15 protein-coding genes are annotated in these 16,907 nt (G+C 62.1%); 6 read left to right on the top strand and 9 right to left on the bottom strand.

Going from position 1 to position 16,907, the window contains the following annotated elements; translation table 11 throughout:
* On the bottom strand, positions 1 to 269 hold a 269-nt coding region (locus ABN482_RS14260; protein ID WP_349504608.1), incomplete at its 3' end, for a hypothetical protein.
* 228 nt (positions 270 to 497) lie between these two features.
* Between ABN482_RS14260 and kdpA the strand changes: the two genes are divergently transcribed.
* From kdpA to ABN482_RS14290, 6 genes are all read left to right on the top strand, one after another.
* The gene (gene kdpA / locus ABN482_RS14265) at positions 498 to 2,207 is read left to right on the top strand and encodes a potassium-transporting ATPase subunit KdpA (protein WP_349504609.1); all 1,710 of its coding nucleotides are present in this window, start codon (positions 498 to 500) and stop codon (positions 2,205 to 2,207) included.
* A gap of 10 nt (positions 2,208 to 2,217) precedes the next feature.
* Positions 2,218 to 4,260: a potassium-transporting ATPase subunit KdpB gene (kdpB, locus tag ABN482_RS14270; RefSeq protein ID WP_349504610.1), complete on the top strand. Its 2,043-nt coding sequence runs from the start codon at positions 2,218 to 2,220 to the stop codon at positions 4,258 to 4,260.
* Between the two features lie 10 nt (positions 4,261 to 4,270).
* Positions 4,271 to 4,891, top strand: a complete 621-nt coding sequence (kdpC, locus tag ABN482_RS14275) for a potassium-transporting ATPase subunit KdpC (RefSeq protein ID WP_349504611.1) — start codon at positions 4,271 to 4,273, stop codon at positions 4,889 to 4,891.
* A 23-nt stretch (positions 4,892 to 4,914) separates the two neighbouring features.
* Complete coding sequence (locus tag ABN482_RS14280; protein ID WP_349504612.1) at positions 4,915 to 7,650, top strand: ATP-binding protein; 2,736 nt, start codon at positions 4,915 to 4,917, stop codon at positions 7,648 to 7,650.
* The gene (locus tag ABN482_RS14285; protein ID WP_143858390.1) at positions 7,634 to 8,353 is read left to right on the top strand and encodes a response regulator; all 720 of its coding nucleotides are present in this window, start codon (positions 7,634 to 7,636) and stop codon (positions 8,351 to 8,353) included. Before ABN482_RS14280 ends, ABN482_RS14285 begins: the two co-directional genes overlap by 17 nt.
* Before the next feature lie 62 nt (positions 8,354 to 8,415).
* Complete coding sequence (locus ABN482_RS14290; protein WP_349504613.1) at positions 8,416 to 8,868, top strand: hypothetical protein; 453 nt, start codon at positions 8,416 to 8,418, stop codon at positions 8,866 to 8,868.
* Between the two features lie 35 nt (positions 8,869 to 8,903).
* Here ABN482_RS14290 and ABN482_RS14295 read toward each other — a convergent pair whose 3' ends face one another.
* The 8 genes from ABN482_RS14295 to ABN482_RS14330 all read right to left on the bottom strand — a co-directional run bounded on the left by ABN482_RS14295 (position 8,904) and on the right by ABN482_RS14330 (position 16,827).
* Positions 8,904 to 10,202, bottom strand: a complete 1,299-nt coding sequence (locus ABN482_RS14295) for a sulfate adenylyltransferase subunit 1 (RefSeq protein ID WP_349504614.1) — start codon at positions 10,200 to 10,202, stop codon at positions 8,904 to 8,906.
* Positions 10,202 to 11,110, bottom strand: coding sequence for a sulfate adenylyltransferase subunit CysD (gene cysD, locus ABN482_RS14300; protein WP_349504615.1), 909 nt, complete (start codon positions 11,108 to 11,110; stop codon positions 10,202 to 10,204). The genes ABN482_RS14295 and cysD overlap by 1 nt, the downstream gene beginning before the upstream one ends.
* A 57-nt stretch (positions 11,111 to 11,167) precedes the next feature.
* Entirely contained in the window at positions 11,168 to 11,911 is a 744-nt protein-coding gene (locus ABN482_RS14305; protein WP_349504616.1) for a phosphoadenylyl-sulfate reductase, read from the bottom strand.
* Positions 11,912 to 12,102: 191 nt separating this feature from the next.
* The gene (locus tag ABN482_RS14310) at positions 12,103 to 13,179 is read right to left on the bottom strand and encodes a sulfate/molybdate ABC transporter ATP-binding protein (protein ID WP_349504617.1); all 1,077 of its coding nucleotides are present in this window, start codon (positions 13,177 to 13,179) and stop codon (positions 12,103 to 12,105) included.
* The gene (cysW, locus tag ABN482_RS14315) at positions 13,176 to 14,036 is read right to left on the bottom strand and encodes a sulfate ABC transporter permease subunit CysW (RefSeq protein WP_349504618.1); all 861 of its coding nucleotides are present in this window, start codon (positions 14,034 to 14,036) and stop codon (positions 13,176 to 13,178) included. The genes ABN482_RS14310 and cysW overlap by 4 nt, the downstream gene beginning before the upstream one ends.
* Positions 14,033 to 14,923: a sulfate ABC transporter permease subunit CysT gene (gene cysT, locus ABN482_RS14320; protein WP_349504619.1), complete on the bottom strand. Its 891-nt coding sequence runs from the start codon at positions 14,921 to 14,923 to the stop codon at positions 14,033 to 14,035. Before cysT ends, cysW begins: the two co-directional genes overlap by 4 nt.
* 21 nt (positions 14,924 to 14,944) lie before the next feature.
* Positions 14,945 to 15,970 carry a sulfate ABC transporter substrate-binding protein gene (locus ABN482_RS14325; RefSeq protein WP_349504620.1) on the bottom strand — a complete coding sequence of 342 codons (1,026 nt, stop codon included), beginning with the start codon at positions 15,968 to 15,970 and terminating at the stop codon, positions 14,945 to 14,947.
* A 215-nt stretch (positions 15,971 to 16,185) separates the two neighbouring features.
* Positions 16,186 to 16,827, bottom strand: coding sequence for a peroxiredoxin (locus tag ABN482_RS14330; RefSeq protein WP_349504621.1), 642 nt, complete (start codon positions 16,825 to 16,827; stop codon positions 16,186 to 16,188).
* Positions 16,828 to 16,907: the final 80 nt, after the last annotated feature.

Here is a 16,907-nt window from a genome sequence, read left to right on the forward strand (position 1 = left end):
CAAAAGCCGGCAGCATACCCAACCCAGCACACCAGCGGGATCATTGCCACACCGAACAGGGCCAGTCCGGTATCGACAATTTCGATACGGTGCCGTACCACGGCCTGCGTGCAGCGCCGCCATACAGATACTCGGGCAACAGATGCGCGACGGCGCGGCGCAGCAGCTACAGCCACGGCCTCGGTGGCCGACTGAATGCGGTGCCGTGCCCGAACGGGCCAGACGGAAACAGGTGACAGCATGGCGGTGGAGCGAACGGCACTGCTCATGGACTTCTCCGATGTGGGCGGCACCGATGCCGCGATATGAATACTGTATAAAAATACAGTATTTTTTGCAAGTGCTGTTTTCCCGCATATCAGGACTGCACCGGTATCACGCCAGGACATGTCGAATTTATGCCGAATTTATGATCCGGACCACATCGTGGCATAGAGAATTTACGGGCATCGGATGAATACTTGGCCATGGGTGTTTCGCCTGCAATGGAGCCGATCATGACCGAGTTTTTTCTTGTCCTCGCCCTGGCCATTCTCCTGGGCTGGCCTCTGGGCCGCTATCTGTCTGCGGTGATGCGAGGTACGCCGACGCCTGGAGACAGGCTGTTCAACAGGATCGAGCGTCCACTCTACCGACTCATGGGTACGCATCCCCGAGCAGGCATGAGCTGGCGCGGCTATGCCGGTGCCTTTTTGCTGAGCAACCTCGTGCTGGCCGCTTTTGTCTGGCTGGTGCTGGTCACCCAGGCATGGCTGCCGTTCAACCCGGACGCAGTCCCCAACATGCGCTGGGATCTGGCGCTGCATACCATGGTGTCCTTCCTGACCAATACCAACCAGCAGCACTACGCCGGCCAGGCCCAGCTCTCCTATTTCGCCCACATGACGGCCATCGTGGCCCTGCAGGTCATCACCCCGATGATGGGACTGGCGCTGGTCGTGGCAACATTGCGTACGCTCTGCGACGGTCGCGGCCCCCTCCCCGCCCAGGAAGAAAAGGCACCTGGCACAGCGGTGGATGTCGGCAATTACTGGGTGGATGTACTGCGCCCGACCCTGCGTGTCATGCTGCCCCTGTGTCTGCTGTGGTCGGTGCTGCTGACCAGCCAGGGCGTACCCGCCACGTTGGCGGGCGGCCCGGTCGTCGCACCGGTGGATGTATCAGTTGCCATGACGGAACAGAAAATCCCGCTGGGCCCGGTTGCTCCCATGGTCGCCCTCAAGCAATTGGGCACCAACGGCGGCGGCTGGTACGGGCCCAACAGCGCCACGCCGCTGGAGAATCCCACCCCCCTGTCGAATCTGCTCGAAACGCTGGGCCTGATCCTGCTGCCTGTCAGCGTGATATTCATGATTGCCGGTCTGACGGGACGGCGCAGGTTTGCCGCGCTGGTCTTCGGCACCATGCTGACCATGTCGGTAGCCTCGGGAGCCTTCGCCATCTGGTCGGAAGGATCGTCATCGACCGCGCAGGATATCGCTCTCATGGAGGGCAAGGAAGTCCGCTTCGGCGCAGCCGCCTCTGCGCTGTGGAGCGCACTGACCACGCAGACGTCGAACGGTTCGGTCAACGCCATGCTTGACTCGGCTGCCCCACTGACCGGCCTGGCAGCCATGGCCAACATGCTGATCAATGCCATATGGGGCGGCATCGGCAGTGGCCTGCAGCAGTTCCTGGTCTATCTGATGCTGGCCGTGTTCCTGGCCGGCCTCATGACCGGACGCACACCCGAGCTGTTCGGCCGCAAGATCGAGGCACCTGAAGTGAAACTGCTGGCCCTGCTTGTACTGCTGCAACCCCTGGTGGTGCTGGGATTCACGGCCATCACGCTTGGCCTGCCCAGCCTGGCCGGCACATCGAATCCTGGCTTTCACGCCATCAGCCAGGTGTTTTACGAGTACGCGTCAGCGTTCGCCAACAACGGTTCCGGACTTGAAGGGCTGGGTGACAACAGCGTGTGGTGGAACACGACCGGCAGCATCGCACTCGTCGCCGGCCGGTATCCGGCACTCATCGTGCCACTGCTGATCGCAGCCATGCTGGCCCGCAAGCGCCCGGCACCGGAGGATTCAGGCAGCCTGCAGATCGAGACGCCCACATTTGCCTGCGTCCTGATTGCCGTCATCCTCATCCTGACACTGCTGCAATTCCTGCCCGTGCTGGTACTCGGCCCGGTCGCCGACCACCTGACCCTGATCGCGCATTGAGGAACTCGCCATGAAGCACACCATATCTCGACGCCAGGCTGCACCTGCCTCGCACACGAACCTTGACGGACTCGCGCCTGCGCTGGGCAGCGCGTTCCTCAAGCTGGCCCCCCGCCACATACTGAAGAACCCGGTCATGGCCGTGGTCTGGCTCGGCACATGGCTGACCGCCATGGCAACCGCAGCCGGCGGGGCCCCGGCCGGCTTTGGCGGGGCCGTGACCGTCATTCTCCTGATCACCATGCTGTTCGGCAATTTCGCAGAAGCGATTGCCGAATCCCGGGGCCGTGGACAGGCAGCCTCGCTGCGGCAGGCCCGCAAGAACCTGATGGCGCGCAGACTGGACGCCACGGGGCAGGAGGAGCTGCCCCTCCCCGCCTCGGCACTGCATCCCGGAGACCGGGTCGTCGTCGAAGCCGGTCAACTGGTGCCCGCCGACGGCGAAATCATCAAGGGCGTCGCAACCATCAACGAGGCCGCCGTCACCGGCGAGTCCGCCCCCGTGCTGCGCGAAGCGGACACCGACCGCTCGAGCGTGATCGGAGGCACCCTGGTACTCTCCGACCGTATCATCGTGCGCATCACGGCAGAGCCGGGCCACAGTTTCCTGGATCGCATGATTGCCCTGGTGGAAGGTTCCAACCGGCAGAAAACACCCAACGAAATTGCCCTGGGCATTCTGCTCGGCGTCATGACGCTGACTTTCCTGATCGTAGTGATCACCTTGCCCTTCATTGCGCATTTCGTCGGTATAGACATCAATCTGGTCCTGCTGGTCGCCCTGCTGGTCTGCCTGATCCCCACCACCATCGGTGGCCTGCTGCCGGCCATCGGCATCGCCGGCATGAACCGTGCCCTGCAGGCCAACGTCCTGGCCAAGTCCGGCAAGGCCGTCGAAGTGGCGGGTGACATCGACGTGCTGCTGTTGGACAAGACCGGCACCATTACACATGGCGACAGGCAGGCAACCGCCTTCCATGCTCTGACCGGCATTGATGGCGCACAGTTGCGCGAAGCGGCACAACTGGCCTCCCTGGCCGATCCGACGCCGGAAGGCAAGTCCATCGTCAGGCTCGCCAGCGGCATGGGCGAGCGCCTCGATGCCCCTGCCGGCGCACGCTTCGTGGCGTTTTCCGCACAATCGCGGATGTCGGGGATCGATCTGCCCGACGGCCGCCTCATCCGCAAGGGTGCACTGGATGCCATCGCACGGCATGTGCAGGTACTGGGCGGCATCGTCCCCGAAGAACTGGTGGCCCGGGTGAAGGACGTGGCCCGCCAGGGGGCCACGCCGTTGGTTGTCAGCGACGACAGGCACGTACTGGGTGTCATCGCATTGTCGGACGTGATCAAGCACGGTATCAAGGCGCGCTTTGCCCGACTGCGCGCCATGGGCGTCAGAACCGTGATGATCACGGGAGACAACCCGCTCACGGCAGCCAGCATTGCCGCCGAGGCAGGCGTCGATGACTACATTGCCGAAGCGCGCCCCGAAGACAAACTCGCCCGCATCCGTGCCGAACAGGCGGCCGGCCGGCTGGTGGCGATGGTCGGCGACGGCACCAACGACGCGCCCGCCCTCGCTCAGGCCGATGTGGGCCTGGCCATGAACTCAGGCACCCAGGCCGCCAAGGAGGCAGGCAACATGGTCGATCTCGACAGCGATCCGACCAAGCTCCTGGCAGTCGTGGAAATCGGCAAGCAGCAGCTCATCACGCGCGGGGCCCTGACCACGTTCTCGCTGGCCAACGACATCTCAAAATACTTCGCCATCCTGCCGGCCCTGTTCACGGCCTCCATTCCGCAGATGGCCGCGCTCAATATCATGAATCTGTCCAGCCCCACCAGCGCCGTACTGTCGGCGCTGCTCTTCAATGCCCTCATCATTCCCTTGCTGATCCCGCTGGCACTGCGCGGCGTACGCTTCAGGCCCTCGAACGCGACTCGATTGTTGCGCAACAATATGCTGGTCTACGGCGTCGGTGGCCTGTTGCTGCCCTTTGCCGCCATCAAGGGTATCGATCTCGTGCTTTCCACACTCTTTTCGTTCTGAGGAGGCCCTCATGTCGAATCATCATGACAACACCACTGTCCCGCTGTCAGATCATGGCCTGATACGTGGTGCCATTGGGCTGGCAGCCATTGCCGTTATCGGCTGCGGATTGCTGTACTCACTTGCCGGTGTCGGACTGGGGCAAATCCTCTTTCCTGTCGAGGCCAACGGCAGCCTGCTCAGGCAGAACGATCGCACCGTGGGCTCCTCCCTGGTGGCACAGCCATTTGCCGATGCAGGCTATTTCCAGCCTCGCCCTTCCGCCGTCGACCATGATCCGATGTCTGCGGCAGGCAGCAACCAGGCACGAACCCATCCTGAACTGCATCAGCGTCTGCACACCGCCCAGGCCGCAGTAGCACAGCGTGAAGGCATTGATCTGTCGGCCGTCCCGGGAGATTTCGTCACGCAGTCCGGAAGCGGAATCGACCCGCACATCAGCCCCCAGGCTGCCGCCATCCAGGTCAACCGTATCGCCCGGGCCCGTCATCTCGATCACAATGAGGTCGAAGACCTCATCGTCCGGCATACCCGTGGCAGGCAACTGGGCATGCTGGGCCAACCCCGCGTCAATGTGCTTGAATTGAACCTGGCGCTTGACCGGCACATCACAGACGCGCAGACTTTTTGATATCGCCGCATATCGACATTTGCATGATGGATCAGACAGAACAGGCCAATGCCCTGCTGGGTGAACTACAACGCCAGAAGGCCGGACGCCTGACCGTGTTCCTGGGTGCCGCACCCGGCGTGGGCAAGACCTACGCCATGCTGGCCCGTGCCCGCGAGCTTCACCAGCAGGGTCTGGATGTCGTCGCAGGCATCATCGAAACACACGGCCGAGCCGAAACCCAGGCCCTGCTCGAAGACCTCCCCCAGTTGCCCAGGCAGAAAATCACCTATCGCGGCCAGTCGCTGGAAGAAATGGACCTCGATGCCCTGCTGGCACGCAGGCCGGCCATTGCACTGGTCGATGAACTGGCACACCGCAATGCCCCCGGCAGCCGGCACGAGCGTCGCTGGCAGGATGTCCAGGAACTGCTCGATGCCGGCATCAATGTCTATACCACCGTCAATATCCAGCACCTGGAAAGCGTCAACGACGTCGTACACCAGATCACCGGCATACGCGTCAGGGAAACCATACCCGACATCGTCTTCGACCGGCTTCGTGATATCCGTCTGGTGGACTTGCCCGCTCGTGAGCTGATCGAGCGCCTGAACCAAGGCAAGGTCTATCTGCCCGAACAGGCCAACCAGGCTCTCCAGGCTTTTTTCTCGCCAGCCAATCTGACGGCACTGCGCGAACTGGCCATGCAGACGGTGGCCGAACATGTCGATGCCGACCTGCGCGAAAGCCGGACAGCCCGCCGGCTCGAAGGCATTGCCATGCAACGTCACGTACTGATTGCCATCGACGGCCGTGGCCACTCTGAGTACCTCGTGCGCGCGGGTGCCAGGATCGCGGAACGACGTGGTGCGCCGTGGTCCGCCATCACGGTCGATACCGGGCGTTCGGCCAGGGCCGCCCGTTCCGCCGACAATGCAATGGCCCCCTGTCCGGCGGAACAAGGTGGGATGCACCCGGAACAGCAGCGCCTGATGGAAATCGACCGGGCCTTTGCCCTGGCACGCAGCCTCGGCGGCGAAACCGAAGTCCTGCACAATACCGACATTGCGCAGGCCCTGCTGGACGCAGCCGCCGTGCGCGGTGCCCGTTCCCTGGTGATCGGACGCACGCGCGAACGCCCGATTGCCCGCATTTTCAATCGCACGCTCACGCAGCAGTTGCTGCAAAGGGGCAGCCGCTACGAACTGACCATCATCGGTACGCCGGGCACGCGCCAGCGGGCGTCATGGTGGCCCAGCGCCGGCGAACGCCTCACGTTGCAGGAAGTGCTGCTGGTGCTGATGGCAAGCTCCGGCGCGACCCTGGCTGCCGCACTTGCAGAACGTTTCCTGGGCCTGCGCGACCTGTCACTGGTCTTTCTGGTGGCCGTCGTCATCGTGGCATCCAGGACCCGGATGACTTCTGCCGTCATGACGGCCGCACTGTGCTTTCTCTCCTACAACTTCTTTTTCATCGACCCCAGCTTCACCCTCCTGATCAGTGCCCATCGCGGCATCACGACTGTCTTGCTGTTCCTGGCCGCCGCCCTGGTGGCCGGCCAGTTGGCATCGAGGCTGCGCATGCAGGTCATCGCCCTGCGCACGGCCAACACCCACGCCAGCGCCATGCAGAACCTCGGGCGCAAGCTCGCCCAGGCAGCCGATCTGGGGCAGGTCATACAGGCAGGTTCAGCCGCACTGCAATCGACGCTGCATGCCGACAGCTGGATCCGCATCCATGACGAATCCGGCCCGGCCACCGCCCTGGCGCACCTCACCACCAAGGACCTGATGGCGGCAGACTGGACCCAGCAGCATGGCAAGGCCAGCGGACGCCATACCGATACACTGACCCAGTCTGCCTGGTGGTTCCTCCCCATGCACCCCGACAGGGATGCGCTGGGCGTGGTCGGGCTGTGTTTTCCGGCAAGCATGGGACGACTGTCTTTCGAACAGCGACGCCTGGCCGAAAGCATGGTCGAAGATATCGCCCAGGCTGCCTTGCGCACCCGCCTGGTTTCGGCACTGGAAATCGCACGCGTCACCGGGGAAACGGAACGCCTGCGCTCGGCCCTGCTCTCCTCGGTATCACACGACCTGCGCTCGCCGCTGTCATCGATCATCGGTGCGGCAGACAGCCTGGCCCGCTACCGCCAGGACATGGGTCCCGAAGACCAGCAAAGCCTGCTGGAAACCATCCACATCGAGGGCGAGCGGCTGGACCGCTATATCCAGAACCTGCTCGACATGACCCGGCTCGGCCAGCAGGGCCTGACCCTCACCCGCGACTGGATCGGCATCGACGAACTGGTCGGCTCCGCCTCCCGACGCCTGCAACGCTACGTGCCTTCGGTCCGTATCCGGCACGACATGCCTGCCGACCTGCCGCCGACTCATGTCCACCCGGCCCTGATCGAGCAGGCGCTTTTCAATGTCATGGAAAATGCCGCCAAATTCTCGCCCGCCGGCGAAGCCATCCTGGTGCGGGTCCAGCGCACCGAGGACGGGCAATTGCGCATCGATATTTCGGATCGCGGGCCTGGCATTCCCGAAGAAGAGCGACGCCGTATCTTCGATATGTTCTACAGTGTCGAACGTGGTGATCGCGGCAAGCAGGGCACGGGCCTGGGCCTGACGATCGTCCAGGGAATCGTGGGGGCCCACATGGGCAGCGTCCAGGCCTTGCCCGGCCCCGATGGCCAGGGCACCCTCATCCGGCTGACCCTGCCCTGGGGCCGATACACGAATCAGGAGACTGAGGAACATGGATCACCTGCATGACCACGCAGAGGCACCTGCAGCCCGCATACTCATCATCGATGATGAACCCCAGATCAGGAAATTCATCGACATCAGTCTGCGCTCGCAGGGCTACACGACGCTGCTGGCCGCGACCGCCCAGGACGGACTGACCCTGCTGGCCAGCAAGGGCGCAGACCTCGTCATCCTGGACCTGGGCCTGCCTGACAGGGATGGGCAGGATGTACTCAGGGAACTGCGCCAGTGGTCCCGCATTCCGGTCATCGTGCTGACGGTTCGTTCCGACGAAACGGAAAAGGTGGCATTGCTCGATGCCGGAGCCAACGACTATGTCACCAAGCCTTTCGGCGTCGAAGAACTGATGGCCCGCATCCGTGCCTGCCTGCGCACTGCGACCATCGGGGCCGACCCGGCACCGGTCTACGACGATGGCGTGCTCCTGATCAATCTCGCGCAACGCGATGTGCGCCTGCACGGGCAACCCGTTTCCCTGACACGCAAGGAATTCGCCTTGCTGGCCCTGCTGGCCCAGCAACCCGGCAGGCTGGTCACCCAGACGCGGATCCTGCGGGAAATGTGGGGGCCGACCCATGAAGCCGACGCCCACTACCTGCGCATCCTGGTCGGCAAGCTGCGGCACAAGCTCGGTGACAGTGCATCCGATCCCCGCTATATCGCCACCGAGCCGGGTGTGGGGCTGAGGCTGATGACCAAGGAGCGCTAGAATCCAGGCACGCGGACCAGCCGCCTGCATCTGGCAGCGGCATGAGGGCAAACAGGGTGCCAATGAAAACAGGAAAAATCGTGCCGGACGTACATGAACTGGTGCAGCAGGAAGCGTTTTATTGCACCGACTGCCTATATACCAAGGACACGGGCTTCCTGACCTGCCGGATCACTTCGGAAGGTCTGCTCCATGGCAAAGCGATAGGTACGGATGATGTGGAGCTGACTGACATATTTACCCTTTTCGCCCGAACCATCCGGGGTGCGATCTATGTCGGCGGCGAATGTTCGGCACACGGCTCCTGCGGTTTTATCTATCAGAAAACACACGACCAAATAGACTGGTTCCTGATGAGTCTCGAGCACGGGCCATTCATCGATGTCAGGGCAGACCATGCAAAAATCCGGTTTCTGTCCGGCAACGGCAATGCGCTCCTGATGCTGGACAATGAAGCCCTGGAGCTACAAGACAGGTTTTTTCTGCAGACACGCAAAGCACAGGGGCTGCCCTGAGACAGCCCCTGTGACCCATCCATGACGCGTGCTGCTCAGCGCCGGATCATCCCACCCGCTACCGTCTGATAGGTTGCCTCGTCCACCAGGATGAAGGCACCTGTCGCCGGCAACTGATCATAGGCATCGAGTACCAGCGCATCGCGCGTGGCCAGCGTAATGCGACCGATATCATTCATGGCCAGCGTGGGCGTATCGGCCTCGCGCTCCTCGAGCACCTGTACATCGCGCCGGGTATGAACAGCCTTGATGCGTGCCGCACTGGTCCGGGTACCCTGCTTGATCAGGTATTTGCGTGCCGTATTGAGCGGCTGGCTGTCGAGCCAGCAGACATCCGCCTGGAACTCTCGGGACACGGCCACATCGGTGTCGTCGGCATGCACCAGCACATCGCCACGCGAAACATCGACATCCTCGGCCAGCACCAGCGTGACCGCCACGCCCGCCGTGGCGTACTCCACATCGCCCTCGAACGTCAGCACGCGCGCCACCGTGGCGGGCGTACCGGCCGGCTGCACCACAATGCGATCACCCCGGCGGACCGTGCCGCTCGCCACCTTGCCGGCATAGCCGCGGAAATCATCTGCCTGGCTGCCATTGTGGCGCGCCACCCACTGCACCGGAAAACGCAGCGGCTGGGCCGGGTCGTTTTCCTGAACCTCGATCCCTTCCAGCCACTGCAGCAGCGTCGGCCCCTGATACCAGGACATGTACTGTGAAGCACGCACGACATTGTCGCCCTTGAGGGCCGACATCGGAATCGCCTCGAAACCGGCAATGCCCAGCTTGGCCGCCAGCGCCGCATAGGCGTCGCGGATGCATTCGAATACGGCCTGATCCCAGTCCAGCAGATCCAGTTTGTTGACGGCCACGGCAATGTGCCGGATGCCAAGCAGATGGGCCAGTGCGCTGTGGCGACGGGTCTGCACCAGCAGTTCGCCATCGCTGGCCCGCGTGGCATCGACCAGAATGATCACGGCATGCGCCGTCGAAGCGCCCGTGACCATATTACGGGTGTACTGCTCGTGTCCCGGTGCATCGGCCACGATGAACTTGCGCGTCGGTGTGGCAAAGTAGCGATAGGCCACATCGATGGTGATGCCCTGCTCGCGCTCGGCCTCCAGGCCATCCGTCAGCAGCGACAGGTCGAACTCTTCGTCGCCGGCACGGTGATGGCGCGAACGCCCGATGGCCTGCAACTGATCGGCAAATACGCCCTTGCTGTCGTACAGCAGGCGCCCGATCAGGGTCGATTTGCCATCATCGACCGAACCTGCCGTGATGAATCGCAGCACGCCACGGTCGGCGGCTGTCAGTTGTTGCAGAGTACTCATCAGAAATATCCTTCTTTCTTGCGACGTTCCATCGAGGCCTCGGAGGTCTGGTCATCCATCCGCGTGGCACCACGCTCGGTAATATCGGTGACGGCCGTCTCGGCAATGATCGCAGTCACATCAGCCGCCTCCGAAGCCACCGGGCAGGTGCATGAGATATCCCCCACCGTACGAAAGCGTACCGACAGCGTCTCAACCTGATCGCCCTCACCCGGCCGGGTCAGCGGCGTGACCGGCACCAGCAGGCCGTTGCGACGGACCACTTCACGCTGGTGCGCATAATAGATTTCGGGCAGGTCGATGGATTCGCGTGCGATGTACTGCCAGACATCCAACTCGGTCCAGTTGGAAATCGGAAACACACGCATGTTCTCACCGGGATGCACGCGGGTGTTGTAAAGATTCCAGAGTTCCGGGCGCTGAGCCTTGGGGTCCCACTGGCCGAACTCATCGCGGAAGGAAAAGATGCGCTCCTTGGCGCGTGCCTTTTCCTCATCCCGGCGGGCACCGCCGATGCAGGCATCGAAACCGAACTCCTCGATGGATTCCAGCAGCGTCACCGCCTGGGCGGCATTGCGCGAATCCGTTTCGCGGCGCAGCACCACCGTACCGCGCTTGATGGAATCCTCCACGCTGCGCACGATCAGGCGTTCGCCCAGTTCCCCGGCACGCCGGTCCCGGAACGCAATCACTTCGTCGAAATTGTGGCCGGTGTCGATATGCATCAGGGGAAACGGGAACCGGCCGGGGCGAAATGCCTTCTCGGCCAGCCGCAGCAGCACGCACGAATCCTTGCCACCCGAAAACAGCAGGACCGGGCGCTCGCATTCTGCCGCCACTTCCCGCAGGATATAAATCGCCTCGGACTCCAACCAGTCGAGGTGACTGTTGATACTGGCTCCTGTCATGTATATGCCTTTTTATGAATCAATCCGGTTGATCTGAAACCTTGGTTATCCTGTGGGCTAGGACTGCCGCTGCAGGATATTGACTGCATGCAGCCCGCACTCCTTGGAGTCCGACGACTCCCACCACCATCGCCCTGCCCTGACATCCTCGCCCGGCTTCACCGCCCGCGTACAGGGCTCGCAACCGATCGAGGGATAGCCCTGGTCGTGCAGCGGGTTATAGGGAATATCGAAGCTGCGGATGGCCTGCCAGACATCGTCGAAATGCCACTCTGCCAGCGGGTTGAACTTGTACAGCCCGAAGGTCGCATCATGCTCTTCGAAAGGCAGTTCGGTACGCGTGGCCGATTGCTCGCGGCGCTGCCCGGTAATCCAGGCCCCCCGACCGGCCAGGGCGCGTTTGAGCGGCGCGACCTTGCGTATCTGGCAACAGGCCTTGCGCAGCTCGACGCTTTCATAGAAGGCGTAGGCACCATGCTCGGCCACATGAGCCTCGACGGCGGCCGCATCGGGACGCCAGACTTCGATGTCGTAGCCATAGCGCGCCTTGACCGCATCGATCACACCCAGCGTCTCGGCATGGAGCCGACCCGTATCCAGCGTAAAGATGCCCAGCGGAATCCGGTTCGCCAGGATCGCATGTGTCAGCACCATATCCTCGGCCGCCAGCGAAGACGACAGAACGGCATCGGGATAGCGGGCGGCCGCATCCTGCAGCCGGGCCTGCAGATCCCGCCACAACCCAGCCAGGCGCGCATCTCCGGAGACAACATCAACATTGCCAGAAACAGATGAATCCATATCCTGCCGTGTCATTTGATCATGCCCATAAAGTATTGAATCGATATCCGTTTTTGCGCTGCTGGCCGTTATATTGTCAGCATGGGCTGCTTGCGTCCGCAGCCTCCTGCCGAAAAAATCGCGTCAATGGCATGCACCGGCCAGAAGCCGACACATGCCTGTTGCGATCAGCGGCCTGCATCCTGCGGCATTCAGGCTGCCGCCTTGGAGGGTGTGGCAAACACCTGGATCTGGCGCGGTCGCACCAGCAGGTCCTGCCCTTCCTTCAGATTCAGCTCACGGTACTGGCTCTCGGGAATCTGCGCTTCGATGATACGGCCGTTGTCTGCATGGCGCAGTTCCAGATAGGCACTGGGGCCGGCCAGGTACACATGATTGAGCTTGACCGGAATGCCCTCGCGACCCGCCTCGCGATGCACCACGTCGAACTCGTGCGGCCGGACGTAGGCGGTCGCCTCCAGCCCGTGTGCCTGCGCATAATCCGGTGCAGCGAACGTCCAGCCATCGGCCTTGAGCTGCCCGCCCTCGATCTTGCCAAGGAACTGGTTGACGTCGCCCAGGAAGCCATACACAAAGGGTGTCGCCGGATTCTCCCAGACTTCGCGCGGCGTGCCCACCTGCTCGATGCGGCCGCTGTTCATCAGCACGACGCGATCCGCCACTTCCAGGGCCTCTTCCTGATCATGGGTCACGAACACGCTGGCCACATGCAATTCATCGTGCAGGTGGCGCAGCCAGCGGCGCAATTCCTTGCGAACCTTGGCATCGAGCGCACCGAACGGCTCATCGAGCAGCAGCACACGCGGCTCGACCGCCAGCGCGCGCGCCAGGGCGATACGCTGGCGCTGACCGCCCGACAGTTGCGAAGGATAGCGATCCGCCAGCCAATCGAGCTGTACCAGCTCAAGGAGTTCCTTGACCTTGGCACGGATGGTACTTTCGGACGGGCGCACCGAACGGTGCTTGACACGCAGACCGAAGGCGACATTCTCGAACACGGTCATGTGACGGAACAACGCGTAATGCTGGAACACGAAACCGACCTGTCGCTCGCGCACATGCACATCGGTGGAATCTTCGCCCGCGAACCAGACGCTGCCGCTGTCGGCAGTCTCGAGACCGGCAATGATGCGCAGCAGCGTTGTCTTGCCGCAACCCGAAGGCCCCAGCAGGGCCACCAGTTCACCGGTGTCGATATGGAGAGAGACGTTGTCCAGGGCCTTGAAGGACCCGAACTGGCGCGACAGGTTTCTGACTTCGATACTCATGACAGCTCTCTGGTTGAACGCGCATTGCGCCACTCGACCCAGCTCTTGAGGCCCAGCGTCAGCAGGGCCAGCAACGCCAGCAGCGAGGCGACTGCGAATGCAGCGGAAAACATGTATTCGTTATAAAGGATTTCGACGTGCAGGGTCATGGTGTTGGTCAGCCCCCGCACCTGGCCGGAAACCACCGAGACCGCGCCGAACTCGCCCATGGCACGGGCATTGGCCAGGATCGCGCCATACAGCAGCCCCCATTTTATGTTGGGCAGCGTAACCTTGCGGAAGATGGTCCAGCCACTGGCACCCATGGTCAGGGCTGCCTGCTCTTCATCGCTGCCCTGCGCCTGCATCAGCGGGATCAGCTCGCGCGCGACAAAGGGGCAGGTCACGAACAGCGTGGCCAGGATCACCCCGGGCACCGCGTAGACGATGCTGATTTCATGCGCCTGCAACCAGGGACCGAACCAGCCGGTACGGCCAAACAGCAGGATGAACACCAGCCCCGCCACCACCGGCGACACCGAGAACGGCAGGTCGATCAGCGTGATCAGCAACTGCTTGCCGCGAAACTGGAAGCGGGTCACTGCCCAGGCCAGCGCCACGCCGAACACCAGGTTGAGCGGCAACGCCACAGCCGCGACCAGCAGCGTGAGACGGATCGCCGACAGCGCATCGGGCTCGAGAATGGCCTTGAAATACAGGTCGATGCCACGCCGGAAAGCCTCGGCAAACACCGACAGCAAGGGAATCACCAGGAACAGCGCCAGGAAACCCAGCGCCACAAACAACAGAATGCCCTTGACCCACTTGGGTTCATCCAGATGCGCGGGACGCGGCACGGACAATGTGATCACACTCATGCCTGCCTCCCTGCGCCCCGGCGGGCTTGACGCCACTGCAGCAGATTGATCAGCAGCAGCAGGATGAATGAAAACACCAGCATGACGGTGGCGATTGCGGCCGCGCCAGCGTAGTCATGCTGCTCGAGCTTGGAGATGATCAGCAGCGGCGTGATCTCGGACACCATCGGCATGTTGCCGGCGATGAACACCACCGAGCCGTATTCACCCACGGCACGCGCAAATGCCAGCGTGAAACCGGTCAGCAACGCCGGAGCGATCGTGGGCAACAGCACGCGAGCGAACACCTGCCAGCGTTGCGCACCGAGGCTGACGGCCGCCTCCTCGATTTCGCGCTCGATATCCTCGAGCACCGGTTGTACCGTTCTCACCACGAAAGGCAGGCCGATGAAGATCAGGGCAATCACGATACCCAGCGGCGTATAGGCCACCTTGATGCCGAACCATTTTTCGAGTGGTTCGCCCAGCCAGCCATTGCCGGCATAGAGTGCGGTCAATGCAATGCCTGCCACAGCCGTCGGCAGCGCAAAAGGCAGGTCGACCAGAGAATCGACCAGCTTCTTGCCGGGAAACCGATAGCGCACCAGCACCCAGGCCACGGCCAGCCCGAACACCAGATTGACCAGCGCGGCCAGCAGCGAAGCACCGAACGTCAGCTTGTAGGAAGCGACCACCCTGGGTGCCGTCACGACGCTCCAGAATTCACTCCATCCCAGTTCTGCGCTCTTGAGCGGCAAAGCCGCCAGCGGAATCAGCACCAGGATGCCAAGATAGAACACGGCATAGCCCAGCGTCAGCCCGAAGCCAGGCAACACCCCGGCGCGCCGGCTGCGGCTGCGCCCCCCTTGCGGGGGACGGTGGCCGATTGCATCAATGACTGCACTCATTCGACATCATCCCAAATAGGCTCAGCGCGGCAGGTAGATCTGGTCGAACGTGCCACCATCGGCAAAGTGCTTCTTCTGCGCATCACGCCAGCCACCGAATTCGCCATCGATGGTCACCAGCTTGAGGTCCGGGAACTTGTCGGCGTACTTTTTCGCCACCTCAGGGTTGGTCGGGCGATAGTAGTTCTGGGCAATGATTTCCTGCGCTTCGGGCGTGTAGAGCCATTCCAGGTAGGCCTGGGCGGCAGCACGCGTCCCCTTGCGGTCGACCACCTTGTCCACCACGGCAACCGGCGGCTCGGCCAGGATCGAGAGCGACGGCACCACGATGTCGAACTTGTCGGGACCCAGTTCGTTCAGGGCCAGGAAGGCCTCGTTTTCCCAGGCCAGCAGCACGTCACCCAGGCCGCGCTCGACAAAGGTCGTGGTCGCACCACGGGCACCGGTATCAAGCACCGGCACATGCTCGAAAAGTTCTTTCACGAATGCCTGGGCCTTGGCTTCGTCACCACCATTCTTTTCCAGTGCATAAGCCCAGGCCGCCAGATAGTTCCAGCGTGCGCCACCGGAGGTCTTGGGATTGGGTGTGATGACCTGCACACCTTCCTTCACCAGGTCGTCCCAGTCGTGGATACCCTTGGGATTGCCCTTGCGTACCAGGAACACGATGGTCGAAGTGTAGGGCGAGCTGTTTTCGGGCAGGCGCGTCTGCCAGTCCTGAGGCAGCAGGCCCGCATCGGCAATGGCGTCGATATCGTAGGCCAGCGCCAGTGTCACGACGTCGGCATCCAGGCCATCGACCACCGAGCGCGCCTGGCGGCCGGAACCACCATGAGACTGGCGGATCGTGAGTTTGGTGCCTGCCTGCTGCTGGTAGGCTTCGATGAATTTTTCATCGATCACGCGATACAGTTCGCGCGTGGGATCGTAGGAGACATTCAGCAGGGTTTGCTCGTTTTGCTGCGCGGCTGCAGGTGCCGAAGCCAGCGGCAGGAGCGTGGAGGCGGCGAACAGTGCAGACAGGATGAAACGGTTTTTTCCAGACATGGCTGACTCACATAAATGTAAACAGGTGAACAGCGATGGTGCCTGCGCCGGATACAAAACGGAACGAACCGTTTTGCCATTGTTTATTACCAAACGATCTAATCACCACAAATCCACCCATGTCATGCACATAAAAGAAGGATGCCCGACGAAGACATCGGGCATCCAGGCCTGACAGGCTGCACCGCCTTCGACCAGGCAGTGCGGAAAGCCTGTTATTTGTTGGGTTGCGGCGTGATGCGCAGGTAAGGACGCACGGCCTTGTAGCCCTTGGGGAATTTCTGCTTGATGACTTCCTCATCCTGCAGCGACGGAACAATGATCACGTCCTGACCGTCTTCCCAGTTGACCGGCGTGGCGACGCTGTGGCTGTCGGTCAGTTGCAGCGAATCGATCACACGCAGGATTTCGTTGAAGTTGCGCCCCGTGCTGGCCGGGTAGGTGATGATCAGCCGCACCTTCTTGGCCGGATCGATGATGAATACCGAACGCACGGTCAGGGTAGCGTTGGCATTGGGGTGGATCATGTCGTACAGATCGGACACCTTGCGATCGGCATCAGCGATGATCGGGAATTCGACCGAGGTGTTCTGGGTTTCGTTGATGTCGCTGATCCAGCCCTGGTGTTTGTCGGCCGGATCGACGGACAATGCCAGCACCTTGACGCCACGTTTGGCGAACTCGTCCTTGAGCTTGGCGGTGTAGCCCAGCTCGGTCGTGCAGACCGGCGTGTAGTCGGCCGGATGCGAGAACAGCACACCCCAACTGTCGCCAAGGTAGTCATAGAAGCGGATCTTGCCGACCGAGGAATCCTGTTCGAAATCAGGGGCGATATCGCCCAGACGCAGAGTAGCCATAATCAGTCCTTGAAGGGGGAAGACACATTATGGATTTTTTCATAGAGAATGACTGATTAATATAATCAATGGGTATATAC

It is taken from the genome of Corticimicrobacter sp. (genome assembly GCF_040137905.1).
In the GTDB taxonomy this organism is placed as follows: Bacteria; Pseudomonadota; Gammaproteobacteria; order Burkholderiales; family Burkholderiaceae_B; genus Corticimicrobacter.